The following is a 23,225-nucleotide window of genomic DNA, read 5'->3' as shown; positions in this document are numbered from 1 at the left end:
CCTGACGCAGCGCCAAACGGGAGGCAGAATGGCGACCCAGTCCCTTAACAACCTGAGCATCGGCGGCCGGATCAATCTCGGCTTCGGCATTGTCATCCTGCTGCTGCTGGTGGTGGCCGGCGCCGGCATCCTGGGCTCCAACAATGCCCGCTCCCTGTTCAACGAATATGACGTCACCTCCGATGCCACGCGCGCCGTGCTGCGTGCCGAGCGCGACATTATCGACCTCAGTCGCAATGTGCTGCTCTACATGGATCGCGACAGCACTCCCGGCCTGGAGGCTGCGCGCGGCCTGGTGAAATCCATTCCGGCGACGCTGAAAGAGGCCGACGCCGATGCCGACCCGAACGAGAAGCGGGCGATGGGAGAGATCAACGACCTGACCCAGAAATACGGGGCGGCGCTCGAAGCGGCCGTTGCCGCCCGCGCCGAATACAACGGCATTTTCCAGAAAGATGTTGTTCCTGCCAGCACGCTGATCCGCCAGATCCTGCCGCAGACCATGGGCCAGGCCGTCGATGTGAAGGATTTCGAGACCGCCTATCTGTCGGCCCGCGTACAGGAAGTGCTCAACGCCATCGGTGCCGCCGCCTACCAGTATCTCTACCGCCCGCGTCCCGAGCTGCTGACCCGCACGCAACAGCTGACCGCCGAACTCAGCACCGTCAGCGCCGCTCTGGCGGAACGCCTGATCAGCAAGGGGCAGATGACGGCCGGCGAGGAGCTGAAGGAAGCAACCGCCACCTATGCCACCGGACTGGTCAAGGTGATGACCATCATCGGCCGCATCAGCACCGAAATCCTTGGTGCCATGCAGCAGAATGCAGTCGGTTCGCTGGAGCGTGTGGAAAAGCTGGCCGACAGCCGCAGCGCCGAACTGGACCGCGACGAAACCGCCATGCATGCCAGCCTGGGCCGGACATTGCTGGTCATCGCAATCCTGGCACCCATCGCCCTGGTGGTGGCATTGATCTTTGCCGTGCTGATCGGTCGCTCGATCCGCAACCCCATCGTCGGCCTGACCGATACGATGGCCGTCCTGGCCAAGGGCGACTACAGCGCCGCCGTGAACGGGCTGGGCCGCGGCGACGAGATCGGCCGCATGGCCGAAGCCGTACAGGTGTTCAAGCAGAATGGCGAGGAGAACGAGCGCCTGCGTGGCCAGGTGGAGGTCGAGCGCCAGCAGCGCGAACGCGACCGCGCCGAACAGGAAGCCGAACTCGACCGTTCCGTAGGCATGGTGGTGGAGGCTGCCGTCAATGGCGATCTCAGCCGCCGCATCGACACCGCCAGTCTGCAGGGCGTCATGCACAAGCTGGGCAGCGGCATCAACAACCTAGTGTCCAGCGTCAACACCGCCATCAACGAAGTCGGCGGCGTGCTGGCCTCGATGGCGGGTGGCGACCTGACCAAGCGGGTCAGCGGCCAGTATTACGGCGTGTTCGGCGAGCTGAAGGACAACACCAACAGCACCAACGAAAAACTGGCCACGACTGTGCGCGGCATCGCCGAAGCCGCAACAGCGGTGAATGAAGCAAGTTCAGAAATCTCCACCGGCAGCCAGGACCTGGCCAGCCGCACGGAATCGCAGGCCGCCAGCATTGAAGAGACGGCCGCCTCGATGCACGAGATCACGGCCACCGTGAAGCAGAATGCCGACAATGCCGAAGCGGCCAACCAACTGGCCGTATCGGCCCGCGATGCCGCCGACAAGGGCGGCAAGGTGATGCATGATGTCGTCGGCGCCATGACCGGCATCGAAGGCAGCGCCCAGAAGATTGTCGAGATCGTCGGCCTGATCGACGAGATCGCCTTCCAGACCAACCTGCTGGCGCTCAACGCCTCGGTGGAAGCGGCCCGCGCCGGCGAGGCCGGCAAGGGCTTTGCCGTGGTGGCGCAGGAGGTGCGCACATTGGCCCAGCGTTCGGCCGATGCCAGCAAGCAGATCAAGGGCCTGATCTCGGAATCCAACACCCAGGTAAAGACCGGCGCCGCCCTGGTCAACCAGGCCGGCACGGCGCTGGGCGATATCGTCGCCTCGGTGAAAAAGGTGTCGGACATCGTGGCCGAGATCGCTGCCGCGTCGCGCGAGCAGGCGACCGGCCTCGACCAGATCAATACGGCGGTCGCCAGCATGGACGAGATGACACAGCGCAATGGCGCCCTGGTGGAAGAAACCAGCGCCTCGGCCCAGGCCCTGTCGGGCCAGTCGCGCGAACTGGCCGCGCTGGTCGGCTTCTTCCGGGCGACGTGACCAGGCCCGCGGATCAGGCGGCGGGATTGCCCCGCCGCCATTCCGCCAGCAGGATGCCGCCGAGTACCAGTACCAGCGCGACCACATGGTAAAGCGACAGCACCTCGCCCAGGAACAGCATGGCGAAGCTGGCGCCGAACAGCGGCATCAGGTTGGTAAACAGGCCAGCGCGGCCTGAGCCGATCAGTTCGACGGCGCGGATGTAGAAGACCTGCGACAGCAGCGACGGGAAGAGCGCCACATAGAGCAGCGCCACCCAGCCCTTCCAGCTCGGCCAGAAGAATTCGCCGGCCGCGATCTCCACACCAAGCAGAACGATCGAAGACAGCATGGCGGCCGGCGCCAGGGCCGCGAAGAAGACCATGCCGGGCACCAGGGGCCGGTTGCGCAGGAAGACCGTGTAGCCGGCATAGAGGGCCGTGGCGATCAGGATCAGGATATCGCCACGATTGATGGAGAGATGCAGCAGGACGGCCAGGTCGCCTTTCGCCGCCGTCACCAGGACGCCGATGATCGATACGGCGAGACCGATCCATTGCAGCAGGCGCACCGGCTGTCCGAAGACCAGCAGCGCGCCCAGGAAGATCAGCGCCGGCATGGCCGCATTGATGATGCTGATGTTGATGGCGGTCGTGTAATGCGCCGACCAGTAGAGCAGTATGTTGTAAGCCGTGTAGCCGAGCGTGCCCATGGCGGCCAGATACCAGATGCGCGGCCGCAGCAGCGGCCAGTGCTCGCGCAGGCCCCGGCCGCTCACCGCCAGCATGATGCCGGCGACGATGAACCAGCGCAGGAAGGTGAGCGAGGCCGGCGAGATTTCATCCACGGCCAGACGGCTGACCACGGCATGGCCGCCCCACATGGCCGTGGTCAGGACCAGCAGCAGATAGGGATTGCCATACAGCCAGCCCCAGAAACCCGGACGGGCGGCGGCGGTATCGGACGCGGAAGACGGGGTCGACATACTGGCCTCGGGTACAGACAGATGGCTGGATCACGGTTGTTGTGACAGCCCTCTTGCGTGGCCGGCCCCCATGGCAGTGTCACCTGCCCGGCTGGCGGCGGCAAGACCTTCGGCACACACCGCATTTCGGGCGATTTAAGCCTGTCGCTTTCCGCCCGGCTGGGCTAAACACCGGCCATGACGCTCTCCGCAAGACCGCCCTCTGGCGACCAGGCGATTCTCACCATCGATCTCGATGCGCTGGTCAGCAACTGGCGCCGGGTGAAGGCCATGGCGCCAGCCGCGGAATGCGCCGGCATCCTGAAGGCCGATGCCTATGGTACGGGCGCAGCCCAGGTTGGGCCCGCCCTGTATCGCGCCGGCTGCCGCCGGTTTTTCGTGGCGCATTCCGAGGAAGCCCTGGAACTGCGCGCCCTGCTGCCGGACGCCGCGACCATCCACATCCTGCACGGCCCCTCGCCCGGCCTGGAAGACGAACTGGCCGCCGCCAATCTGAGCCCGACCCTGTCCACGCCGGGGCAGATCGCCGCCTGGTCGGCCGCCGCGAGGCGGCTCGGCCGCCGCCTGCCTGCCGCGCTGCATATCGACACCGGCATGAACCGGCTGGGGCTCACGGATGCGGAAGCCGAAATCGTGGCGGCCGATCCAGCAATGCTGGACGGCATCGCCCTCGACTTCGTGATGACGCATCTGGCCTGCGCCGATGAACCGGATCACCCGGAGAATGCCCGGCAGCGCGACCGTTTCGCCCTGTGGCGCCGGCGCTTCCCGGCGCTCAAGGGCAGCCTGGCCAACTCGGCCGGCCTCTTCCTGGGTCCGGATTACCACCACGACATCCTGCGACCGGGAATCGCGCTTTACGGCGCCAATCCGCTGGGCCCGGGCGACAGCCCGCGACATACCGCCGCCCGCATGACGGAAGTGGTTCATCTGCAAGGTAAAATCCTTCAGGTCCGTTCCGTTGACAGGGGCCAGAGCGTTGGCTACGGTGCCGGCTATGTCGTTGAAAAACCGGGCCGAATTGCCACCGTGGCGGTCGGTTACGCCGACGGGTTCTCACGCGGGCTGTCCGGTCGGGGCACCGCTGTCATAAAGGGTCGCCAAGGCCATGTCCGAGTGCCAATCGCAGGCCGGGTCTCGATGGATCTGATCACACTCGACGTCTCCATGCTCGGCGATGAGGACTGCGCACCCGGCACGGCCGTCAGTCTGCTCGGCGGCGGCATCGACATCGACGAACAGGCGGATGCTGCCCGCACCAACGCCTATGAACTGCTGACCCAGCTCGGCGCGCGCTATCACCGGGTCTACAAGGGCGGCGCTGCATGAACCCGCTTGCGATTGTCGGCCGCGTCTTCATCGACTTCCTGAGCGCCCTTGGCCGCGTTGCCGTCTTCGCCTTCAACGGCCTGCGCCATATCGTCCTGCCGCCCTTCTACCTGCGCCTGCTGGTGCGGCAGATGATGACGATCGGCTATTTCTCGCTGCCCGTCGTGGGCCTGACCGCGCTGTTCACCGGCATGGTGCTGGCGCTGCAGATTTTCATCGGCGCCGGCCGCTTCAATGCCGAAAGCGCTGTGGCCAGCATCGTGGTGCTGGGCATCACCCGCGAACTGGGCCCGGTGCTGGGCGGCCTGATGGTTGCCGGCCGCGTGGCATCTGCTATGGCCGCTGAAATCGGAACGATGCGGGTGACCGAGCAGATCGATGCGCTGACCACGCTGTCGACCAACCCCTATAAATACCTGGTGGCGCCGCGCCTGCTGGCCGCCACGCTGTCGCTGCCGGTGCTGGTGCTGGTGGCCGATATCATCGGCGTGATGGGCGGCTACCTGATCGCCACCCACAAGCTGGGCTTCAATGCCGGCACCTACCTGAAGAACACCATCGACTTCCTGCAGACGCTGGATGTCGTTTCCGGCCTGGTCAAGGCGGCGGTGTTCGGCTTCGTCATTGCCCTGATGGGCTGCTATCACGGCTTCCATTCCAAGGGCGGCGCCCAGGGCGTCGGCAAGGCCACCACGGATGCAGTGGTCTCGGCCTCGATCCTGATCCTGGTCGCGAACTATTTCGTCACCGAACTGTTCTTTGCCGGCAAATGAACGAGCAGCCCAAAATCCTCCTGCGCGACGTGCACAAGAAGTTCGGCCGCAAGGTCGTGCTGGACGGCCTGTCGTTGGAAGTGCCGCGCGGCAAGTCGCTGGTGGTGATCGGCGGCTCGGGCACCGGCAAGTCGGTGATGCTGAAATGCGTGCTGGGCCTGATTCGCCCCGACAGCGGCCAGATCCTGATCGATGGCCAGGATTCGATGAAGTTCGACAATGGCGAGCGTGAGGACGCCCTGCGCAAGTTCGGCATGCTGTTCCAGGGCTCGGCGCTGTTCGACTCCCTGAAGGTCTGGGAGAACGTCGCCTTTGGCCTGATCCAGGGCCGCCGCATGGCGCGCAACGAAGCCAAGGATATCGCGCTGGAAAAGCTCGGCCAGGTCGGCCTGAGTCCGGAAGTGGCCGAGCTTTCGCCCTCCGAACTGTCGGGCGGCATGCAGAAGCGCGTCGCACTGGCCCGCGCCATCGCCGCCGAACCGGAAATCATCTTTTTCGACGAACCGACAACCGGCCTCGATCCGATCATGGCCGATGTGATCAACGACCTGATCGTGTCCTGCGTGCGCAAGCTGGGCGCCACCACCCTCAGCATCACCCATGACATGGCCAGCGCCCGCAAGATCGCCGACTACATTGCGATGATCTACAAAGGCAAGATCATCTGGCATGGCCCGGTCGAGCAGGTCGACCATTCGGGCAATGCCTATGTCGACCAGTTCATCCATGGCCGGGCCGAAGGTCCGATCCAGATGGAAATCCTGAAACCCTGATGGCGAAAGTCGTCGACTCCTTCGTCTGCCAGTCCTGCGGCGCCGCCTACCGCAAATGGCAGGGCCGCTGCGACGCCTGCGACGAATGGAACACGATTGTCCAGGAAGCCCCGAAAGTTGCAGTTCCGAAAGGCCTGTCGACCGGCAAGGGCAAGGCCATCGGCTTTGCCTCTTTAAGCGCACAGCCCGACAAGGTGGTGCGCACGATCAGCGGCATCAACGAATTCGACCGTGCTCTGGGCGGCGGCCTAGTGCCCGGCTCGGCTATCCTGATCGGCGGCGATCCCGGCATCGGCAAATCCACCATTCTGTTGCAGGCTGTCGCGCAACTTGCGCGCCGAGGCACGACTGCGCTGTATGTCTCGGGCGAAGAAGCCGTGGCGCAGATCGGCCTGCGCGCGCAGCGCTTAGGACTCGCCGATGCGCCGGTGCTGCTGTCCTCGGCGAACAGCCTGCGCGATATCCTCGCCGGCATCGACGCGGCGATGGCGCAGGCCAAGGGCGCACCGGCAGTGATCGTGATCGACTCGATCCAGACCATCTTCGCTGACAATATTGAAAGCGCGCCGGGCACCGTGAACCAAGTGCGCGCCTGCGCCCATGAACTGGTGCGCGTGGCCAAGCAATCGAATGCCTCGGTCTTCCTGGTCGGCCATGTCACCAAGGATGGCCAGATCGCCGGCCCCCGCGTGGTCGAGCATATGGTCGATACGGTGCTGTATTTCGAAGGCGAGCGCGGCCACCAGTTCCGTATCCTGCGCGCTGTGAAGAACCGCTTCGGCGCCACCGACGAGATCGGCGTGTTCAGCATGACCGATGCCGGCCTGTCCGAAGTGGCCAACCCCTCGGCCCTGTTCCTCGGCCGCTCGGACGCCGGCAAGGGCGACCCGGTGGCGGGATCGGCGATTTTCGCCGGCATGGAAGGCACGCGGCCGTTATTGGTGGAAATCCAGGCCCTGGTCGCACCCTCGCCGCTTGCGACACCACGCCGCACCGTAGTCGGCTGGGATTCGGGCCGTCTGTCCATGGTTCTGGCCGTGCTGGACGCCAGATGCGGCTTGCGTTACTCCGGCTGCGACGTCTATCTCAACGTCGCTGGCGGGCTGCGCGTGGTCGAGCCGGCCGCCGATCTGGCCGTGGCCGCCGCCCTGCTGTCCGCACTGGCCGACAGTCCGGCGCCGGACCGCACGGTGTTCTTCGGCGAGGTCAGCCTGGCCGGCGAGGTGCGTCCGGTCAGCCAGTCCGAGTCGCGGCTGAAGGAAGCCGCCAAGCTCGGCTTCGAGCATGCGGTGATGCCGGCCGGCGGCAAAAGTAAGGTAAAGGCGATCGGAACGAGCGAACTGATGCGGCTGACCGAACTGGTAGAACTCTTCCCCGGCGCCCGTGCGGCCGCCAAACGGGCCAATGCCGGACGCAACGACCGCGCCGCCTGGACCGGCGAGGAGGAATAGCCGCATGTCGTCGCTGCCGGTCAATATCGTCGACCTGATCGTCATCGCCATCCTGCTGCTTTCGGCGACGCTGGCGCTGTTCCGCGGCTTCGTGAAGGAAGTCCTGTCCATCCTCGGCTGGGTGGCGGCCCTGGCGGCCACCTACTTCTTCTTCCCCCTTGCCCGCGACCTGGCCCGCTCCTATATCGAGTCACGGATTTTCGCCGATATTGCGGCCGGCATCGCCCTGTTTCTGCCGACCCTGATTCTGTGTTCGATCCTCACGCACTGGATTTCCGAACAGGTTCGACGGGCTGCAGCGGTTTCTGCCGTGGACCGCAGCCTAGGCTTTCTGTTCGGTCTGGCGCGCGGCGCGGTGATTGTGGTGGTCGCCTGGTGGGTTGTGGACCGGCTGGTACCGGAAAACACCCGGCCGGCCTGGCTGCAGGATGCCAAAACCCGTCCTCTGGCCGAGGCGGGCTACAACTGGGCGGCGGAACTGGTCCTGCGGCAGCTGGATCCGGGCCGGGCGCCGGCCAAAAAAGACTCGGGCAGACCGGTTTCAACCCCGGTTCCGACCCATACAACACCGGGCGGCGGCGCTGACTCGCGCAGCCAAACCGGCTATAAGACCGAGGAACGCCAGGGCATCGAAAGTCTGATCCGCACGCAGGACAAGCCCTGAGCGGCCGGAAGCCGGTTTTGCTTGCCCAGCATGCGTCGTGACGATGGAGCCGTTAGGAATGCAAACGAACCCCTTCGACGACGACAAACTGCACGAGGAGTGCGGCATTTTCGGCATGTTCGGCACGCCCGACGCCGCCGCCAATACCGTCCTCGGACTACATGCCCTGCAGCATCGCGGCCAAGAGGCCGCCGGCATCGTCGCCTATAACGAAGGCCGCTTTAACAGCCATCGTGCGCTGGGTCATGTGGCGCCGAATTTCTCGTCCGAGAAGGTGATCCGCGAACTGCCGGGCGACAGCGCCATCGGTCATGTGCGCTACTCCACCTCGGGCGGTACGCTGCTGCGCAACGTGCAACCGATCTACGCCGATCTGGAACTGGGCGGCATCGCGCTCGCCCATAACGGCAACCTGACCAATGCCCGTCATATCCGCGACGATCTGGTGGCCAAGGGCAGCATCTTCCAGTCCACCATGGACACCGAAGTCATTACCCATCTGGTGGCGCTGAGCCGCAAGACCACGGTGGTCGACCGGGTCGTCGACGCGCTGAAGCAGGTCGAAGGCGCCTATGCGCTGGTGGCGCTGACGCCGAAGAAGCTGATCGGCGTGCGCGACCCCTGGGGCGTGCGGCCGCTGGTGCTGGGCACCCTGAAGGGCGCGCCGATCCTGGCGTCGGAAACCTGCGCACTCGATATCCTGGGTGCCGATTTCGTGCGCGACGTCGAACCAGGTGAACTGATCGTCATCGATGCCGAGGGTATCCACAGCCACCATCCCTTCCCTCCGGTCCAGCGCCGCTTCTGCATCTTCGAATACATCTACTTCGCGCGCCCGGACTCGCAGGTCGAAGGCCTCAGCGTCTATGAATCGCGCAAGCGTATCGGCGCCGAACTCGCCCGCGAGAACCATGTGGATGCCGATGTGGTCATCCCGGTGCCGGATTCCGGTGTCCCGGCCGCCATCGGTTATGCCGCCGAGAGTGGCATCCCGTTCGAGCTGGGCATCATCCGCAATCATTATGTCGGCCGCACCTTCATCGAACCGACCGACCAGATCCGCCATCTGGGCGTCAAGCTGAAGCACAACGCCAACCGCGCCTATATCCAGGGCAAGCGGGTCATTCTGGTGGACGACTCCATCGTACGCGGCACCACCTCGACCAAGATCGTCGAGATGGTGCGCGACGCCGGCGCCAAGGAGGTGCATATGCGCATCGCCTCACCGCCGACCACGCATAGCTGCTTCTACGGTGTCGACACGCCGGAACGCAGCAAGCTGCTGGCCGCTACCCACACGGTTGAAGAAATGGCCAAGTTCATCAAAGCCGACAGCCTGGCCTTCCTGACCATGGAAGGCCTCTATCGCGCCATGGGCCGCCCGTCGCGGGATGCCGCCAAGCCGGCCTTCTGCGATGCCTGCTTCTCGGGCGACTATCCGATCGGCCTGACCGACGAGGTCAACCGCACCACACGCGGTCCGCGCCAGCTCACCCTGCTCGCCGAGACCGGCTGACCACTCACCAAGACAGAAGAGAAGAGTTATGCGTCTTAAGGACCGCATCGCGCTGATCACCGGCGCCAGCCGCGGCATCGGTGCCGCGATTGCCAAACGCTATGCCGCCGAGGGCGCCCATGTGATCTGCGTCGCCCGCACCACCGGCGCGCTGGAAGAGCTGGACGACGAGATCAAGGCCATCGGCGGCAGCGCCACCCTGATACCGCTCGATCTGGAAAAGACCGAGATGATCGATGGCCTGGCGGCACCGCTGCTGGAGCGTTTCGGCCACATCGATATCCTGGTCGGCAATGCCGGCATCTTTGGCCGGATGACGCCGCTGCATCAGTATCCGCCGAACCTGTGGGAACAGGTGTTCAGGCTGAATGTGCATGCCAACCAGCGCCTGATCCGCGCCGTGCATCCGCTGCTGTTCGCCGCGCCGGCCGGGCGCGCCATCTTTGTCACCTCCAGCGTCGGGCACACCGTGCGCGCCTACTGGGGCGCCTACGCGGCCTCGAAAGCCGCGCTCGAGAACCTGGTGCTGGCTTATGCCAAGGAAAACGAGAAAAGCAACATTCGCGCCAATCTGGTGGATCCCGGCGGCACGCGCACCAAGATGCGTGCGGAGGCTTATCCGGGCGAGGACGTGAACAGCGTGCCGCTGCCCGAGGAAATCACGGAAGTATTCGTTGCGCTGGGCGAAGACTCCTGCGCACGCAACGGCGAAACCCTCGCCGCCCGCGACTTCCGCAAATAGTCCGACAGATCATGTCCGAGGCCACGCCACGCCATGCCGATGTGATTGACCGTCTGCTGGCGGCGCGGCGCGGGGGGCCACTGGTCGAGGCGACCGATGCGGCAGCGCCGCTCAGCATCGCCGATGCCTATGTCATCCAGTCCGGCGTGATGCACGGACTGGGTGCGAAAGTCGGTGGCTGGAAAGTCGGACGTGCCGGTGCCGACCAGCCGCTGATCTGTTCGCCGATCCGCGCCGACCTGATCCGCGCAGCACCCGATATGCGGCAACCGGCCGAGACGCGCTTGCGTGGCCTGGAACTCGAAGTCGGCTTCCGCATCGACGGAGTCCTACCGGCCATCGACGCGCCGGACTTCATGCAGAACCTGGCTGCCGTCGTGACGCCATTGCCGGTCTTTGAAGTGGTCGACAGCCGGCTCGCCGACCCGCAGGGGGCAAGCAAGCTCTGGCAACTCGCTGATTTCCAGCTCAACGCCGGCTTGATCTATGGCCCGCCGCTGAACAAGACCTGGCGCGCGGAAGACTTCGACAGGCCGGATGTTCAGCTTGTGGCTGATGGCACGGATGTCTGCAATGGTCCCGCAACACTGAATACCAGCACGCCCTTTGGCATGCTGGCCGATCTGGTGCGCGAATGCGGTGACCGCTGCGGCGGTGTGCAACCAGGTCAGATCGTCACCACCGGCTCCTTCACCGGCCTGCGTTTCTTCAAGGCGGGTACGACACTGACCGGATCGATCCGCCGTCTGTCGCCGATCACGATGACCTTCGCGACCTGAACCGTCGACGGCATGCCCCCGTCTCGCTCCCCCGCAACCGGTATGGCGCTGGTTGCCTTTGGCGCCATCGGCTTCGGCCTGATGCCGCTCTTTGCCCGCACTGCCTATGCCGACGGCCTGCCGCCGCTGTCGCTCTTGAGCTGGCGTTTCGGCATCGCCTTCCTCTGCCTGCTGCCGTTCCTGCCCCGCCTGCTGGCCGCACGCCGCGATACGCTGGTCGCGATTCTCACCGGTGCCGGCTATATGGGCATCAACCTGTTTTACTTCCTGGCGCTGCAGCATCTCACCGTCGCACTGACGGTGTTGATCCTGTTCACCTACCCCCTGTTTGTCATCCTGATCGGCTGGCTGTTCTTCCATGAACGGCTGACCTGGCCCACGGCAAGCGCCGCAGCGCTGGTGCTGGTGGCGGCGATCCTCATTCTTGCCCCGGCAGGCCTCGGCAGCGATCTCAATCTTCTGGCGGTCGGCATGGCTTTCATTCCGCCTTTTGGCTACGCCATCTTCGTGCATGTTGCGGCGAAACGGCTGAGCCGTGTGGCAATCCCGGTGCGGCTCGGCGGCGTCTTCCTCGGTGGCCTGCTCGCCATGCTGGCGCTCGGACTGATCCTGGATGGGCATATTGCCATGCCGGTCTCGGCCGGTGGCTGGGGCGCGACCGTCGGCCTTGCCATCGTCAGCACCGTAGGCGCATTGGGGTTGCTGCTGTACGGCGCCCCGATCGCCGGCGCCGAACGCACCGCGGTTGCCGGCGCCAGCGAACTGGTGACAGCACTGATCGTCGGTGTGGTGGCCTATGGCGAAAAGCTGGATACCACCATGATTGCCGGCGCCGCGATGATTGTGGGGGCCATCCTCCTGGCCAGCCGCACATCCAGCGAATAAATTACGACAAAAATTTGTATAAAAACGACATTAACATTTTGATTTGATATAATAATGCCAGCCGCTTAGTCTCGCCTCCGCAGGTAATCCAGGGAGGAAGTCCATGCGTGCCCCGACATTCATTCTGGCGGTTGTCACCGTCATTGCCGCCAGTAGCGCGGCCTCCGCGCAGCAGCGCACCGCAGCCATCAGCGATACGGCCCTTGCCGTCCAAACCTGCAACGTGTGCCACGGCAGCGCATCGTATATCTCGCCCACCATGCCGCCTATTCGTGGCGCGGATGCCAATGCGATCTATACCTCGCTGATCGAATTCAAGACCGACAAACGCCCTTACACGATCATGGGCCGCATCGCGCGCGGCTATTCCGACGAGCAGCTGAAAGCGCTTGCCGATTATCTGTCGAAGAACTGAGCGGGAGACCAGCCATGACCACTTTCTCTCGTCGTCAGATTCTCGCCGCCGGCGCCGCGTCTGCAGCAGCTTTCGGTCTGCCCCATATCGCCAGTGCGCAAAGCGCAGCGGGCCGCGTCGTCGTTATCGGCGGCGGCTTTGGCGGCGCCACGGCAGCGCGTTACATCAAGCTGTTTGCCCCAGAGACCGATGTGGTTCTGGTGGAGCGCGATGCCACCTACATCACCTGCCCGTTCTCGAACTACGTTCTGGCCGGCATCCGTGACATCAACAGCATCACCCATCGCCGCGATCCGCTGCGCCAGCGCTATGGTGTGCGACTGGTCCGCGGCGAAGCCAGCGCCGTGGATACCAACGCCCGTCAGGTGCGTCTGAAGGATGGCAGCGTGCTGCCTTATGACAGGCTGGTTGTCGCGCCAGGCATCGAGCTGAATTACGCTGGCGTCGCCGGCTACAGCGAGCAGGCTGCCAACAGCACCATGCCGCATGCCTGGAAGGCCGGTACGCAGACCCTGCTGTTGCGCAAGCAGCTGGAAGCCATGCCCGATGGCGGCACCGTGATCGTCGCGCCACCCGCCAACCCGTTCCGTTGCCCACCCGGACCGTATGAGCGCGTCAGCATGATCGCCTGGTATCTGAAGGCGAAGAAGCCGAAGTCGAAGATCCTGGTGCTGGATGCCAAGGATGCATTCTCCAAGCAGGGCCTGTTCATGGCCGGCTGGGAAAGCCAGTATCCCGGCATGATCACCTGGGTCGCCGGCAAGGATGGCGGCAAGGTGGAGAGCGTCGATCCCAAGGGCATGACGGTGACGGCCGGCTTCGGCAAGGAGAAAGGCGCAGTCATCAACGTCATCCCGCCGCAGACGGCGGGCAAGATCGCACTGGACGCCGGTCTGGCCGAAAGCAATGGCTGGTGCGCCGTCGATCCGGCGACCTTCGCCTCGCGCAAGGCAGCCAATGTTTATGTGCTGGGCGATGCCTCGATTGCCGGCGCCATGCCGAAATCCGGCACGGCGGCAAACAGCCAGGCCAAGGTGGTGGCCGCGAATATCGTGTCGTCCCTGCACGGCACCACGCCGCCAGCCACGGTCTTCCACAACACCTGCTACAGCCTGGTGACGCCGGATTACGGCATCTCGGTCACCGGCACCTATCGGCCGGGTCCGCAGGGCGTGGCGGAGGTGCCGAATTCCGGTGGCGTTTCCCCGGGCAACGCCAATGCGGCCCAGCGCAAGTCGGAAGCCGATTTCACGCTGGGCTGGTATGCCGGCATCATCGCCGACAGCTTCGGCTGAAATCCCTGCTGTCGCTGAAAAAGAAAAACCCCGGGGCCAAGAAGGCTCCGGGGTCTCAGTTGGGAACTACGAGGGTCATCCCTCGACGCTGACCCGCAAACTATTCCATAGCCGGCCGGAGCTTTACTGTGACCATGGTCACAGGCCAGGTCCACGCTAGTTCAACTCGCTTCTGCAAGCTGCGCGAGCAATGTGTCACCATGGCGCCGGACCAGGGTCAGGCGGAATCCTTCAGCTTCCGGCAGATGCCGCTCCAGCTGACGCTTGGCCGCCGCCTGTGTGGCGGCCTGCACCTGATAAAGGCGTCCGTTCAGCCAGTGCCGTGCATGATGGTCCGGATCGGTTTCGCCATGAGATTCGGTGTCGTGCTGCACCAGGAATTCCCATACCGCGCCGCCGGGATCGAAATTCTCGGTCGGGGTGACGCAATAAACGAAAGGCAGCGGTTCGGTATCATGACGATGCCGCACGGCAGCCAGTTCCTTCTCCGTATCGGCCAGCTTGCGCTGCGCCTCCTCGATCTTCTGCGTGGCTTCCGATGTCTTGATGCTGGCAGCCTCGGTGGAATCCTTCAGGTGTTCGATCTGCGTCTGCGCCATCCGTGCGCGACTGGCGACGACGGCCCAGGCCTCGCGGGCCCGCTCCATGGCCAGATTACCGACCAGCAGGATCAGCGCCAGGTTTGCGGCCAGCACCAGAAGATAGGTCAGCGTCATGAAGTCGAGATCAAACATCGGCGCGCTTCACCCGTCCCTTGAAGGGTTGAATCGATAACACCGAGGCATCCTTGCTGAAACGCTGGCGGCAGAGTTGCTGCGCCGTCTCGGCATTGACACCCCACATCACCATGCGGCCGGTGCGATAGCCCTCGGCATTGGTCGGGACCGTGCCCATGCCATTGAACATGGCGTGCTTGCGGTGCAGCAGCAGTTTGACATACCAGCCGGGGCTGCCGGCGAGCGGCTTACCCACTTCAAAGAGGGTGTTGTTGTGCGGATCCTGCAGCGCAGCCTCGGCATAACGCAGGCTCTGCAGCTCCCGGGCGATACCGAGATACTGGCTCTCGACCGCCATCAGTTCCTTGTTCTTTTCTTCCAGCCGGCCGGCCTGTTCCTGGTAACTGCGCCGCGCCAGATCGCCCAGGGTGCTCAGGCGCCCCAGATCGAAGCGGCTCATGGCGATATTGCGCACCAGCGCCGAAAGGGCATCTCCGCCGATGCCTACGGCAAGCAGCAGGATCATCCCCGGGATCGTGGCTATAGCGATATCGATAACGGCCATGGGAAATCTATTAAGGTGTTTGTCCGATCTGTTACCAGTTTAATACTAGTAACAGTTGTTTACTCCTTAAGGTGAAATTGAATTCTCATCAATTCTCTCTTCGATTGCTTATTAATAAAAATACTTATTAATATCATATGGTTATGAAAATTCTGCAGCCGCTTGCCTTTCACCGGGTCTGCGCTTTTTCTAAAGCACTTCCTGCTTCCTGCCCTCCTTCTCCACGGACACCTCCCCCATGACATCGCTGTTCGATTCGTACCGCCTCGGCAAGCTCCAGCTTTCCAACCGCATTGCCATGGCGCCGCTGACGCGCAACCGCGCCATACCCGGCAGCAATGTGCCGACAGACCTGATGGCCGAGTATTACGCCCAGCGCGCCACGGCCGGACTGATCATCGCCGAAGCGACCCAGGTGGTGCCTGAAGGCCAGGGCTACCAGGATACGCCCGGCATCCATTCCGCAGAGCAGGTTGCCGGCTGGAAGCGGGTCACAGATGCCGTGCATGCCAAAGGCGGCCACATCTTCCTGCAACTCTGGCATGTCGGCCGCATCAGCCATGTGTCGCTGCAGCCCAATGGCCAGGCCCCGGTCGCCCCTTCGGCCATCCGCGCGAAGACCAAGACCTTCGTCGGCGGCACCTTCACGGATGTTTCCGAGCCGCGCGCCCTGCAGCTGGAGGAACTTCCGGGTATTGTCACCGGTTATCGCCAGGGTGCCGCCAATGCCATTGCCGCCGGCTTTGACGGTGTCGAGCTGCATGGCGCCAATGGCTATCTGCTGGACCAGTTCCTGCGCAATGGCATCAACCAGCGCACGGACGCCTATGGCGACAGCATCGAGAACCGCGCCCGCCTGCTGCTGGAATCCGCCGCGGCCGTGGTCGAGGAGATCGGTGCCGAGCGTACGGGCATCCGCATCTCACCGGTGACCCCGGCCAACGATGCCAGCGACAGCGATCCGCAACCGCTGTTCAATCATGTGGTGGAACAGCTCGACCGCCTCAATCTGGTCTATGTGCATGTGATCGAAGGCTCGACCGGAGCCGACCGCGATTTCGGCGCCGGCTTCGATTACGGCGCGCTGCGCAGCCGCTTCCGCAACACCTGGATTACCAATAACGGCTATACACCCGACATGGCTGCCGAGGCCGTGACCAGCGGCCGGGCCGACATGGTGGCCTTTGGCCGGCCCTTCATCAGCAATCCCGATCTGGTCGAGCGCCTGCGCCGCAAAGCACCACTGGCGCCGCTCAATCGCGCCACGCTCTATGGCGGCGGCGCCGAAGGCTATACGGACTACCCTGCGTTGGGTGTAGCTGCGGAGTAAACTGCACGCTTACCTCGATCACCGAAGCTTGAGACCGGGTGTGGCTGCGCGGGGCTGGACGTTCAGGATACTGTAGCGTCCAACCACGGAGGCTTCATGACCAGCGCGTTCCGGCTGCCCGTCCCGCGTCTGCTGTCGCTGGCAACCGCAGTCCCGGATTTCGATCTGCCGCAGGCGGAAGTGGCGCGCCGCGCTGGCGAGATTTTCGCGCCGATGGTCAGCGACTTCCAGCGCCTCGCACCGGTCTATCGCAATGCCGAGATCGAACATCGGCATTCTTGCGTGCCGATCGACTGGTACACGGCACCACACAGCTTCGCAGAGCGCAACGCCCTGTTCCTCGACAATGCCGTCGCGTTGCTGGCGACGGCCGCGCAGGATGCGATTGAAACCGCCGGCCTGCACGCCAGTGAGATCGATATGCTGGTGACCGTCTGCTCGTCAGGCATCGCCACGCCCAGTCTGGATGCCCGCCTCATGCAGCGGCTGGGGTTCCGCAGCGATGTGCAGCGCCTGCCGATCTTCGGTCTGGGCTGCGCCGGCGGCGTGCTCGGCCTGTCACGGGCAGCCGCCATGGCCAGGGCACAGCCGCAGGCCCGCATTTTGTTCCTGGCTGTCGAACTCTGCGGCCTCACCTTCCGCCATCAGGACCGGTCGAAAAGTAACATTGTGGCCACGGCGCTGTTCGGCGATGGCGCTGCGGCCGCGGTGATCTGCACCAGCCAGCATGGCGACCGGCCATCGATCGGTGCCGGTGCCGAACATACATGGCCCGATACCCTGGATGTGATGGGCTGGGATGTGCTGGACGATGGCCTGAAAGTCGTCTTCTCCGGCAACATCCCGGATCTGGTTCGCCATGACCTGCGCCCGGTGATTGATCGCTTCCTCGATGCACAGGGCATCGCCGCCGATGAAATCGCCGGCTATCTCTGCCACCCTGGCGGTGCAAAGGTACTGGATGCACTGGAAGCCTGCCTCGATCTGCCGGCGGGCAGCATGCGATATGCGCGCGATACCCTGCGCCACCATGGCAACATGTCATCCGTCACCGTGCTGTTTGTACTGCAGGCGGCGATGACCGGCGGTGCGCGCGGTCGTCACCTGATGACAGCCTTGGGCCCCGGCTTCACTGCGGCCTTGCAGATGATTGACCTGCCATGACCGTATTACAGGCCGTGCTGGCCTTCGTGGTCATTCAGCGTCTGGCCGAGCTGGCTTGGTCAGCACGCAACACACGACGCCTGCTGACCCGCGGCGCGCAGGAGATCGCGCCGGCACATTACCCGCTATTCGTGATACTGCATGCATCATGGCTGATCGCCCTCGCCGCAACCGTACCCGCGGAAACACCGCCGTCATGGCCGCTGCTTGGCCTCTTTGCCCTGATGCAGGGTTTGCGGATCTGGGTGGTTGCAACACTGGGGTCGTACTGGACCACGCGGATCATCACCCTGCCCGATGCACCGCTGGTGCGGCATGGCCCCTTCCGCTTTCTCAGGCATCCGAATTACGCGGTGGTGGTTGCCGAGATCGCCATACTGCCGCTGGCCTTCGGTGCATGGCAGATCGCACTGCTATGGTCGATATTGAACGGCCTGTTGTTGCGTCATCGCATCCGCATCGAAGAATCCGCGCTGCAGCCTCGCCGCGACCTGGCATAAACACCGCATAAACTCTGGCTCGATATGCATGCCAACCATGCAGCTTCAGCATGGTTGGCGCCCAGATTCTGTGACCGTCGACACCGATCCGGCAACGGTCTGCGCTCAGACTTGGCGCGCGGTTTTCTGCGGCCTATACCGCAACTTCCCGTTTGCAGCGGCGTTATCACGCCGCGCCGAGCACGCATCCAATCCGCAGGGAGTCGTCATGACCACCACCGCTTTTGCCGATCAGCCGGCAACCACCCATGATACCCGTCGCCGCGTCATGGCTATCGTCGCCGGATCATCGGGCAACCTGGTCGAATGGTTCGACTTCTACGTCTATTCCTTCTGCGCCCTGTATTTTGCGCCGGCCTTTTTCCCCAAGGGCGACACCACCACGCAGCTGCTGAACGCTGCCGGTGTCTTTGCTGCCGGCTTCCTGATGCGCCCGATCGGCGGCTGGTTCTTCGGCCGCTTCGCTGACCGTCAGGGCCGCCGCGCCGCCATGGTGCTGTCGGTGCTGATGATGTGCGGTGGCTCGCTGATCATCGCCATTCTGCCGACCTATGAACATATCGGCCCGGCCGCCGCCGTGCTTCTGGTGCTGGCGCGCCTGCTGCAGGGCCTGTCGGTCGGTGGCGAGTATGGCACCAGCGCCACCTATATGAGCGAAGTGGCCGTGGCGAAGCATCGCGGCTTCTTCTCGTCGTTCCAGTATGTGACCCTGATCGGTGGCCAGCTGATGGCCGTTCTGGTCCTCGTCATCATGCAGCAATTCCTGAGCCACGAAGAGCTGATGGCCTGGGGCTGGCGCATTCCCTTCTTCCTCGGCGCCGTACTGGCCATCGTCGCCCTGATGCTGCGTCGTTCGCTGCCTGAGACGATCTCGGCTGCAAAGCGCCAGCAGAAAGAAGCCGGCACGATTGCCGGCCTGAAAAAACACTACAAAGCCTTTCTGCAGGTGCTTGGCCTGACGGCCGGTGGTTCACTGGCCTTCTACACCTACACGACCTACATGCAGAAATACCTGGTCAACACCGCCAGCATGGATGCCAAAACCGCCAGCCTGGTGATGACCGCCGTACTGTTCGTCTACATGCTGCTGCAACCGCTGTTCGGCACACTGGCCGATCGCATCGGTCGCAAACCGGCACTGCTCGCTTTTGCCGGACTAACTGCAATCGCCACGGTACCGCTGCTCACAGCCATCGGCAGCGTGACCAGTCCCTACGCAGCCTTTGGCCTGATCCTCACCGCGCTGGCGATCAACAGCTTCTATACTTCGATCAGCGGCCTGGTGAAGGCCGAACTGTTCCCCACCGAGGTGCGAGCCCTCGGCGTTGGCCTGTCCTATGCCCTGGGCAATGCGGCCTTCGGCGGCTCGGCCGAGTATGTCGCCCTGTGGTTCAAGTCGCAGGGCGCGGAAGAGGTCTTCTATTATTATGTAAGCGGCATGGCCCTGCTGGCTCTGCTGGCCGTGCTGTGGATGCCGGACAGCCGCCGCCATAACCATCTTGGCCATACCGATCATCCGGTCGAATAAAACCTGGGAAATTACCTGGCCGTAAAACTGGCCTACCCCCGGCTGTTCTGCTAGAAAGCCCGCGTCCGGACACCGGATGCGGGCGGTTAGCTCAGCGGTAGAGCGCCTCGTTTACACCGAGGTGGCCGGCGGTTCGATCCCGTCACCGCCCACCATTTCCCACATATCCGGATGACCTATTCGGGCAATCTGGCCTCGGGCGAGACTACACGTTCTTCCGGGAACAGGCCCTGCGGCCGGTACAGCAGCATGCCGACCAGAATCAGGCCAACCAGCACCACGCGGGCGGACGCCACCTGATTTTTCAGTCCAGCCGGCAGAAGCGCACCCAGCAGGCTCTCGGTCAATGTCCACAGGGCCCAGATCACAAAGGTGCCGACAATGGCGCCCTTGTTGTTGCCATTCCCGCCGACGGTCAGCATCACGAAAACCTGGAACGTGAAAATCGGCAGCATGTCCTGCGGGCTGACAAAACCGGTGAAACTGGCGTAGAGCGCACCAGACAGACCCATCAGCATGGAGCCGATCACGAAGGATTGCAGCCGGAAGGCAAAGGCGTTCTTGCCAAGCGCACCCGCAGCCTCTTCATCCTCCCGGATCGCGCGCAACACGCGTCCCCAGGGCGAACGCAGCATCCGTTCGAGCGCCCAGTAGATCAGGCCGACAATGCACAGCACCAGTGCGAGATAAACCAGGTTGTTGCCCAGCGGCGTCCCCGGCCAGCCAGCGAAAGGCTTCGGTATGCCATAGAGTCCATCGAAACCGCGCGTGACCGATTTCCAGTTCATCGCCAGAAGCTGGATGCAGATCGCGATGCCGAATGTGCCGATGGCCAGGAAATCGTGGCGTAACCGGATGGTGGGCACACCGACGATCAATGCAAAAAGACCAGAGACGATCATTGCACCGATCCAGCCCAGCGGCACAGGCAGGCCAAAGCCCCCAAAGGCATCCGCATAGGCCGGACCGGTGAGAAAAGCGGCGGTGTAGGCGCCAACGCCGAAATAACCGACGATGCCGACGCTCATCAGGCCGGTGAAACCCCATTGCAGATTGAGGCCGAGCGTACTGAGAGAATAAATGCTGGCAACAATCAGGAAGAAGATCAGATAGGAGAAGACATCCATCATTCCTTCTCCCCGAACAGGCCCTGCGGGCGCAGCATCAGCACCATGATGACGGCAATGAAGGAGACCGCCTGACGATACTCCGCAGCGAAATACCGGACCGTCAGACTTTCCGCCACACCGATCAGCACAGCCCCCAGGATCGCGCCATAGACATTGGTCATGCCGCCGACAATCAGGGCCGCGAACATGGGCAGCAGCAATTCGAAGCCGAAATAGGGCTGCAGGCCCACGGCAATGCCGAACAGAACACCGCCGATAGCCGCCAGCCCAGCGCCGATGAACCAGGTCCAGCGGATTACGCCGTCGACGTCGATGCCATTCACCCGCGCAAGAGCAGGGTTTTCGGCCACCGCACGCATGGCCTTTCCGAGCCTGGTCCGGGTGAGGAAGAGATGCAGGCCAACCACCAGAACGACCGTCACGGCAAGGACCACAAGTTCATTCGGCGTGATGCGGATGCCCCAGAGGCGGAGCGCCGGCTGGATGGCAAAGCTGTAATAGACCGGATCGGGCCCGAAGAACATCGACACCAAGTGCCGCAGCATGAGCGCCACGCCAAACGAAGCGATGATCAGGGTGATGCGCGACGATCCCTGTCGGCGCAAGCGGCCATAAACCGCCCGGTCGAGCAACTGCGCCACCAACCCGGTGAGAATAGCCGCACCGAAAGCGGCGAGAATAACCGGCCAGCCGAAGGTCAGGGATCCGATGGCGCCGGCTGTACCCGCCAGCAACACCATGACCACCGCAAAATAGGCACCGATGGTGAGATGATCCCCATGCGCGAAGCTCGGGAAATTCAGAACATTATAAACCAACGAGAGCCCGATCACGCCAAGTGCAATGAAGGAAGCAGAAACCAGACCATCGACCAGAACCTGCATCATGAGGCGAGCCTCGTCCCGGCGCCGAGATAGAGCGCGCCCACTTCCGGGCTGTCCAGCAGCGTTCTGGCCGTGCCGGCGAAATGCTCTCGCCCCTCTGCCAGCACATAACCGCGATCTGAAATGGTCAATGCGGCCTTTGCATTCTGTTCGACCATCAGGATCGCGATGCCGCTCTTACGAATGTCGATGAGTTTGGCGAAGAGAGTCTCGGTCATCTTGGGCGACAGACCTGCGGAAGGCTCATCCAGCATCAGCACTGTGGGACCAGCCATCAGGGCTCGGCCGACAGCAACCATCTGGCGCTGGCCGCCGGAAAGCTTGCCGGCCGCCAGGCGGCGGAAGCGATGCAGATCCGGAAACAGGCTCAGCACCTGCTCCAGCCGGTCTCCAGCCTTGTCGCGGGCCGCGAAGGTGCCAATCTCCAGATTCTCCGCCACCGAAAGCCGGACAAAGATATTGCCGACCTGCGGCACATAGGCCAGGCCCTGACGAACCAGCATATGCGTCTTGTGGCCGGTGATATCCTGGCCATGCAGCAGCGCCTGTCCGGACTGGACCGGCACCAGGCCGGCAATCGCCTTGAGCATCGTGGACTTGCCGGCGCCGTTCGGCCCCAGCACGGTCACGATCTCGCCGGGCTCCACATGCAGCGAGACGCCACGCAGAATGGGGACGCCGGGAACATAGCCGGCGACCAGCTCGCGGATTGCCAGCGGCAAAGGTGCACTCATGCCGGTGCTCCGCCCAGATAGGCATCCAGCACACGCGGATCGCGCTGCACGTCGCGCGGCTCGCCCTGCATCAACAGCTTGCCAGCCGCCAGAACCACCACCGGCCGGCAGAGATTCATCACCAGATCCATATTGTGTTCGATAATCAGGAAGGTGATGCCGCGGCGCTGGAGTTCCGCAATGCGGTCGATAATCTCACCCAACAGGGTCGGGTTCACGCCGGCACCGGGTTCATCCAGCAGCAGCATCTTGGGTTCCGACATCAGGGCGCGGCCGATCTCGAGCAGCTTCAGCTGTCCGCCCGAAAGGGTCCGTGCCGGCTGGTTGGCCAGCCGGAGCAATCCGATGAAGTCGAGGATATCGCGGGCCTTGTCGCGGTTGCGGCGTTCCTCGGCCCGCACGGCAGCGCCGCGGATCCAGGTATTCCAGAAGCGCTCGCCGACCTGCCCCATCGGCACCAGCATCATGTTTTCCAGTACCGACATTTCACCAAAGGGGCGGGGAATCTGGAAGGTACGCACCAGCCCGCGCTTGAAGATGCGGAAATGCGGCAGGTGGTCGATCCGTTCGCCGTTGAAGCTGATCTGACCGGCGCTCGGACGGTAGGCCCCGGCCATCATATTGAACAATGTGGTCTTGCCGGCGCCATTGGGTCCGATCAGGCCAGTGATGGTTCCTGGTTCAATACGGAAGGAAACATCGTCGACGGCCCTGAGACCGCCGAACTCCTTCACCACCCCCGTCAACTCCAGCATTCCCCGATCTGCCCCCGAAAACACCCGCCGGACAATCGCCCGGCAGTCCCCTGGCCGAAATGACCTAGCCAAACGAGCC

At 63.6% G+C, this 23,225-nt stretch carries 23 protein-coding genes and 1 tRNA gene; 17 read left to right on the top strand and 7 right to left on the bottom strand.

Going from position 1 to position 23,225, the window contains the following annotated elements; genetic code table 11:
• Positions 1-28 precede the first annotated feature (28 nt).
• A complete protein-coding gene (locus AC1ROT_RS19300) occupies positions 29-2,254 on the top strand; it encodes a methyl-accepting chemotaxis protein (protein WP_493000945.1) in 2,226 nt (741 codons plus the stop codon).
• Positions 2,255-2,267: 13 nt separating this feature from the next.
• Here AC1ROT_RS19300 and AC1ROT_RS19295 read toward each other — a convergent pair whose 3' ends face one another.
• Positions 2,268-3,218: a DMT family transporter gene (locus AC1ROT_RS19295; RefSeq protein ID WP_493000943.1), complete on the bottom strand. Its 951-nt coding sequence runs from the start codon at positions 3,216-3,218 to the stop codon at positions 2,268-2,270.
• A gap of 177 nt (positions 3,219-3,395) precedes the next feature.
• On the opposite strand from AC1ROT_RS19295, the gene alr reads away from it, so the two are divergent.
• From alr to AC1ROT_RS19240, 11 genes are all read left to right on the top strand, one after another.
• Entirely contained in the window at positions 3,396-4,547 is a 1,152-nt protein-coding gene (alr, locus tag AC1ROT_RS19290) for an alanine racemase (protein ID WP_493000941.1), read from the top strand.
• Positions 4,544-5,320 (top strand): MlaE family ABC transporter permease, encoded by a 777-nt coding sequence (locus AC1ROT_RS19285; protein WP_492970920.1) that lies wholly within the window; start codon positions 4,544-4,546, stop codon positions 5,318-5,320. The genes alr and AC1ROT_RS19285 overlap by 4 nt, the downstream gene beginning before the upstream one ends.
• Positions 5,317-6,093, top strand: a complete 777-nt coding sequence (locus AC1ROT_RS19280; RefSeq protein WP_492970921.1) for an ABC transporter ATP-binding protein — start codon at positions 5,317-5,319, stop codon at positions 6,091-6,093. Before AC1ROT_RS19285 ends, AC1ROT_RS19280 begins: the two co-directional genes overlap by 4 nt.
• Positions 6,093-7,544 (top strand): DNA repair protein RadA, encoded by a 1,452-nt coding sequence (radA, locus tag AC1ROT_RS19275; protein WP_493000940.1) that lies wholly within the window; start codon positions 6,093-6,095, stop codon positions 7,542-7,544. Before AC1ROT_RS19280 ends, radA begins: the two co-directional genes overlap by 1 nt.
• Positions 7,545-7,548: 4 nt before the next feature.
• Positions 7,549-8,208 (top strand): CvpA family protein, encoded by a 660-nt coding sequence (locus AC1ROT_RS19270; protein ID WP_492970923.1) that lies wholly within the window; start codon positions 7,549-7,551, stop codon positions 8,206-8,208.
• A 58-nt stretch (positions 8,209-8,266) separates the two neighbouring features.
• On the top strand, positions 8,267-9,724 hold the full coding sequence (purF, locus tag AC1ROT_RS19265; RefSeq protein WP_492970924.1) for an amidophosphoribosyltransferase: 1,458 nt from the start codon (positions 8,267-8,269) through the stop codon (positions 9,722-9,724).
• Positions 9,725-9,752: 28 nt separating this feature from the next.
• Positions 9,753-10,466: an SDR family NAD(P)-dependent oxidoreductase gene (locus AC1ROT_RS19260; protein ID WP_493000938.1), complete on the top strand. Its 714-nt coding sequence runs from the start codon at positions 9,753-9,755 to the stop codon at positions 10,464-10,466.
• Between the two features lie 11 nt (positions 10,467-10,477).
• On the top strand, positions 10,478-11,245 hold the full coding sequence (locus tag AC1ROT_RS19255; RefSeq protein ID WP_493000936.1) for a hypothetical protein: 768 nt from the start codon (positions 10,478-10,480) through the stop codon (positions 11,243-11,245).
• A gap of 42 nt (positions 11,246-11,287) precedes the next feature.
• The gene (locus AC1ROT_RS19250) at positions 11,288-12,130 is read left to right on the top strand and encodes a DMT family transporter (protein WP_493000934.1); all 843 of its coding nucleotides are present in this window, start codon (positions 11,288-11,290) and stop codon (positions 12,128-12,130) included.
• Positions 12,131-12,233: 103 nt separating this feature from the next.
• Positions 12,234-12,545: a c-type cytochrome gene (locus AC1ROT_RS19245; RefSeq protein WP_492970928.1), complete on the top strand. Its 312-nt coding sequence runs from the start codon at positions 12,234-12,236 to the stop codon at positions 12,543-12,545.
• Positions 12,546-12,559: 14 nt separating this feature from the next.
• Positions 12,560-13,840, top strand: coding sequence for an FCSD flavin-binding domain-containing protein (locus AC1ROT_RS19240; protein ID WP_493000932.1), 1,281 nt, complete (start codon positions 12,560-12,562; stop codon positions 13,838-13,840).
• A 161-nt stretch (positions 13,841-14,001) separates the two neighbouring features.
• On the opposite strand, the gene AC1ROT_RS19235 is transcribed toward AC1ROT_RS19240, so the two are convergent.
• Together AC1ROT_RS19235 and AC1ROT_RS19230 are read right to left on the bottom strand one after the other, a co-directional pair.
• Positions 14,002-14,574, bottom strand: coding sequence for a hypothetical protein (locus AC1ROT_RS19235; protein WP_492970930.1), 573 nt, complete (start codon positions 14,572-14,574; stop codon positions 14,002-14,004).
• Complete coding sequence (locus AC1ROT_RS19230) at positions 14,567-15,121, bottom strand: hypothetical protein (RefSeq protein WP_492970931.1); 555 nt, start codon at positions 15,119-15,121, stop codon at positions 14,567-14,569. Before AC1ROT_RS19230 ends, AC1ROT_RS19235 begins: the two co-directional genes overlap by 8 nt.
• Positions 15,122-15,359: 238 nt before the next feature.
• On the opposite strand from AC1ROT_RS19230, the gene AC1ROT_RS19225 reads away from it, so the two are divergent.
• The 5 genes from AC1ROT_RS19225 to AC1ROT_RS19205 all read left to right on the top strand — a co-directional run bounded on the left by AC1ROT_RS19225 (position 15,360) and on the right by AC1ROT_RS19205 (position 19,798).
• Complete coding sequence (locus AC1ROT_RS19225; protein ID WP_493000930.1) at positions 15,360-16,451, top strand: alkene reductase; 1,092 nt, start codon at positions 15,360-15,362, stop codon at positions 16,449-16,451.
• Between the two features lie 96 nt (positions 16,452-16,547).
• Positions 16,548-17,615 carry a type III polyketide synthase gene (locus AC1ROT_RS19220; RefSeq protein WP_493000928.1) on the top strand — a complete coding sequence of 356 codons (1,068 nt, stop codon included), beginning with the start codon at positions 16,548-16,550 and terminating at the stop codon, positions 17,613-17,615.
• Positions 17,612-18,115: an isoprenylcysteine carboxyl methyltransferase family protein gene (locus AC1ROT_RS19215; protein ID WP_493000926.1), complete on the top strand. Its 504-nt coding sequence runs from the start codon at positions 17,612-17,614 to the stop codon at positions 18,113-18,115. Before AC1ROT_RS19220 ends, AC1ROT_RS19215 begins: the two co-directional genes overlap by 4 nt.
• Positions 18,116-18,323: 208 nt before the next feature.
• Entirely contained in the window at positions 18,324-19,643 is a 1,320-nt protein-coding gene (locus tag AC1ROT_RS19210; protein ID WP_493000925.1) for an MFS family transporter, read from the top strand.
• Between the two features lie 80 nt (positions 19,644-19,723).
• Positions 19,724-19,798: transfer RNA gene (locus tag AC1ROT_RS19205), tRNA-Val, on the top strand.
• Positions 19,799-19,819: 21 nt separating this feature from the next.
• Here AC1ROT_RS19205 and AC1ROT_RS19200 read toward each other — a convergent pair.
• The 4 genes from AC1ROT_RS19200 to AC1ROT_RS19185 are packed head-to-tail and all read right to left on the bottom strand — an operon-like array spanning position 19,820 to position 23,146.
• On the bottom strand, positions 19,820-20,773 hold the full coding sequence (locus AC1ROT_RS19200; RefSeq protein ID WP_492970936.1) for a branched-chain amino acid ABC transporter permease: 954 nt from the start codon (positions 20,771-20,773) through the stop codon (positions 19,820-19,822).
• Entirely contained in the window at positions 20,770-21,660 is an 891-nt protein-coding gene (locus tag AC1ROT_RS19195; RefSeq protein WP_493000923.1) for a branched-chain amino acid ABC transporter permease, read from the bottom strand. Before AC1ROT_RS19195 ends, AC1ROT_RS19200 begins: the two co-directional genes overlap by 4 nt.
• Complete coding sequence (locus AC1ROT_RS19190) at positions 21,657-22,391, bottom strand: ABC transporter ATP-binding protein (protein WP_493000921.1); 735 nt, start codon at positions 22,389-22,391, stop codon at positions 21,657-21,659. The genes AC1ROT_RS19195 and AC1ROT_RS19190 overlap by 4 nt, the downstream gene beginning before the upstream one ends.
• Entirely contained in the window at positions 22,388-23,146 is a 759-nt protein-coding gene (locus AC1ROT_RS19185) for an ABC transporter ATP-binding protein (protein ID WP_492970939.1), read from the bottom strand. The genes AC1ROT_RS19190 and AC1ROT_RS19185 overlap by 4 nt, the downstream gene beginning before the upstream one ends.
• Positions 23,147-23,225 lie beyond the last annotated feature (79 nt).

The organism is Ferrovibrio sp. GW821-FHT12E11 (assembly GCF_058806975.1).
This window is presented reverse-complemented; position numbering and strand designations above follow the sequence as displayed.

Excerpts from the sequence above, each read along its gene's own strand:
- AC1ROT_RS19300 (WP_493000945.1), top strand. The coding sequence starts at position 29 with ATGGCGACCCAGTCCCTTAACAACCTGAGCATCGGCGGCCGGATCAAT.
- AC1ROT_RS19295 (WP_493000943.1), bottom strand. The coding sequence starts at position 3,218 with ATGTCGACCCCGTCTTCCGCGTCCGATACCGCCGCCGCCCGTCCGGGT.
- alr (WP_493000941.1), top strand. The coding sequence starts at position 3,396 with ATGACGCTCTCCGCAAGACCGCCCTCTGGCGACCAGGCGATTCTCACC.
- AC1ROT_RS19285 (WP_492970920.1), top strand. The coding sequence starts at position 4,544 with ATGAACCCGCTTGCGATTGTCGGCCGCGTCTTCATCGACTTCCTGAGC.
- AC1ROT_RS19280 (WP_492970921.1), top strand. The coding sequence starts at position 5,317 with ATGAACGAGCAGCCCAAAATCCTCCTGCGCGACGTGCACAAGAAGTTC.
- radA (WP_493000940.1), top strand. The coding sequence starts at position 6,093 with ATGGCGAAAGTCGTCGACTCCTTCGTCTGCCAGTCCTGCGGCGCCGCC.
- AC1ROT_RS19270 (WP_492970923.1), top strand. The coding sequence starts at position 7,549 with ATGTCGTCGCTGCCGGTCAATATCGTCGACCTGATCGTCATCGCCATC.
- purF (WP_492970924.1), top strand. The coding sequence starts at position 8,267 with ATGCAAACGAACCCCTTCGACGACGACAAACTGCACGAGGAGTGCGGC.
- AC1ROT_RS19260 (WP_493000938.1), top strand. The coding sequence starts at position 9,753 with ATGCGTCTTAAGGACCGCATCGCGCTGATCACCGGCGCCAGCCGCGGC.
- AC1ROT_RS19255 (WP_493000936.1), top strand. The coding sequence starts at position 10,478 with ATGTCCGAGGCCACGCCACGCCATGCCGATGTGATTGACCGTCTGCTG.
- AC1ROT_RS19250 (WP_493000934.1), top strand. The coding sequence starts at position 11,288 with ATGGCGCTGGTTGCCTTTGGCGCCATCGGCTTCGGCCTGATGCCGCTC.
- AC1ROT_RS19245 (WP_492970928.1), top strand. The coding sequence starts at position 12,234 with ATGCGTGCCCCGACATTCATTCTGGCGGTTGTCACCGTCATTGCCGCC.
- AC1ROT_RS19240 (WP_493000932.1), top strand. The coding sequence starts at position 12,560 with ATGACCACTTTCTCTCGTCGTCAGATTCTCGCCGCCGGCGCCGCGTCT.
- AC1ROT_RS19235 (WP_492970930.1), bottom strand. The coding sequence starts at position 14,574 with ATGTTTGATCTCGACTTCATGACGCTGACCTATCTTCTGGTGCTGGCC.
- AC1ROT_RS19230 (WP_492970931.1), bottom strand. The coding sequence starts at position 15,121 with ATGGCCGTTATCGATATCGCTATAGCCACGATCCCGGGGATGATCCTG.
- AC1ROT_RS19225 (WP_493000930.1), top strand. The coding sequence starts at position 15,360 with ATGACATCGCTGTTCGATTCGTACCGCCTCGGCAAGCTCCAGCTTTCC.
- AC1ROT_RS19220 (WP_493000928.1), top strand. The coding sequence starts at position 16,548 with ATGACCAGCGCGTTCCGGCTGCCCGTCCCGCGTCTGCTGTCGCTGGCA.
- AC1ROT_RS19215 (WP_493000926.1), top strand. The coding sequence starts at position 17,612 with ATGACCGTATTACAGGCCGTGCTGGCCTTCGTGGTCATTCAGCGTCTG.
- AC1ROT_RS19210 (WP_493000925.1), top strand. The coding sequence starts at position 18,324 with ATGACCACCACCGCTTTTGCCGATCAGCCGGCAACCACCCATGATACC.
- AC1ROT_RS19200 (WP_492970936.1), bottom strand. The coding sequence starts at position 20,773 with ATGATGGATGTCTTCTCCTATCTGATCTTCTTCCTGATTGTTGCCAGC.
- AC1ROT_RS19195 (WP_493000923.1), bottom strand. The coding sequence starts at position 21,660 with ATGATGCAGGTTCTGGTCGATGGTCTGGTTTCTGCTTCCTTCATTGCA.
- AC1ROT_RS19190 (WP_493000921.1), bottom strand. The coding sequence starts at position 22,391 with ATGAGTGCACCTTTGCCGCTGGCAATCCGCGAGCTGGTCGCCGGCTAT.
- AC1ROT_RS19185 (WP_492970939.1), bottom strand. The coding sequence starts at position 23,146 with ATGCTGGAGTTGACGGGGGTGGTGAAGGAGTTCGGCGGTCTCAGGGCC.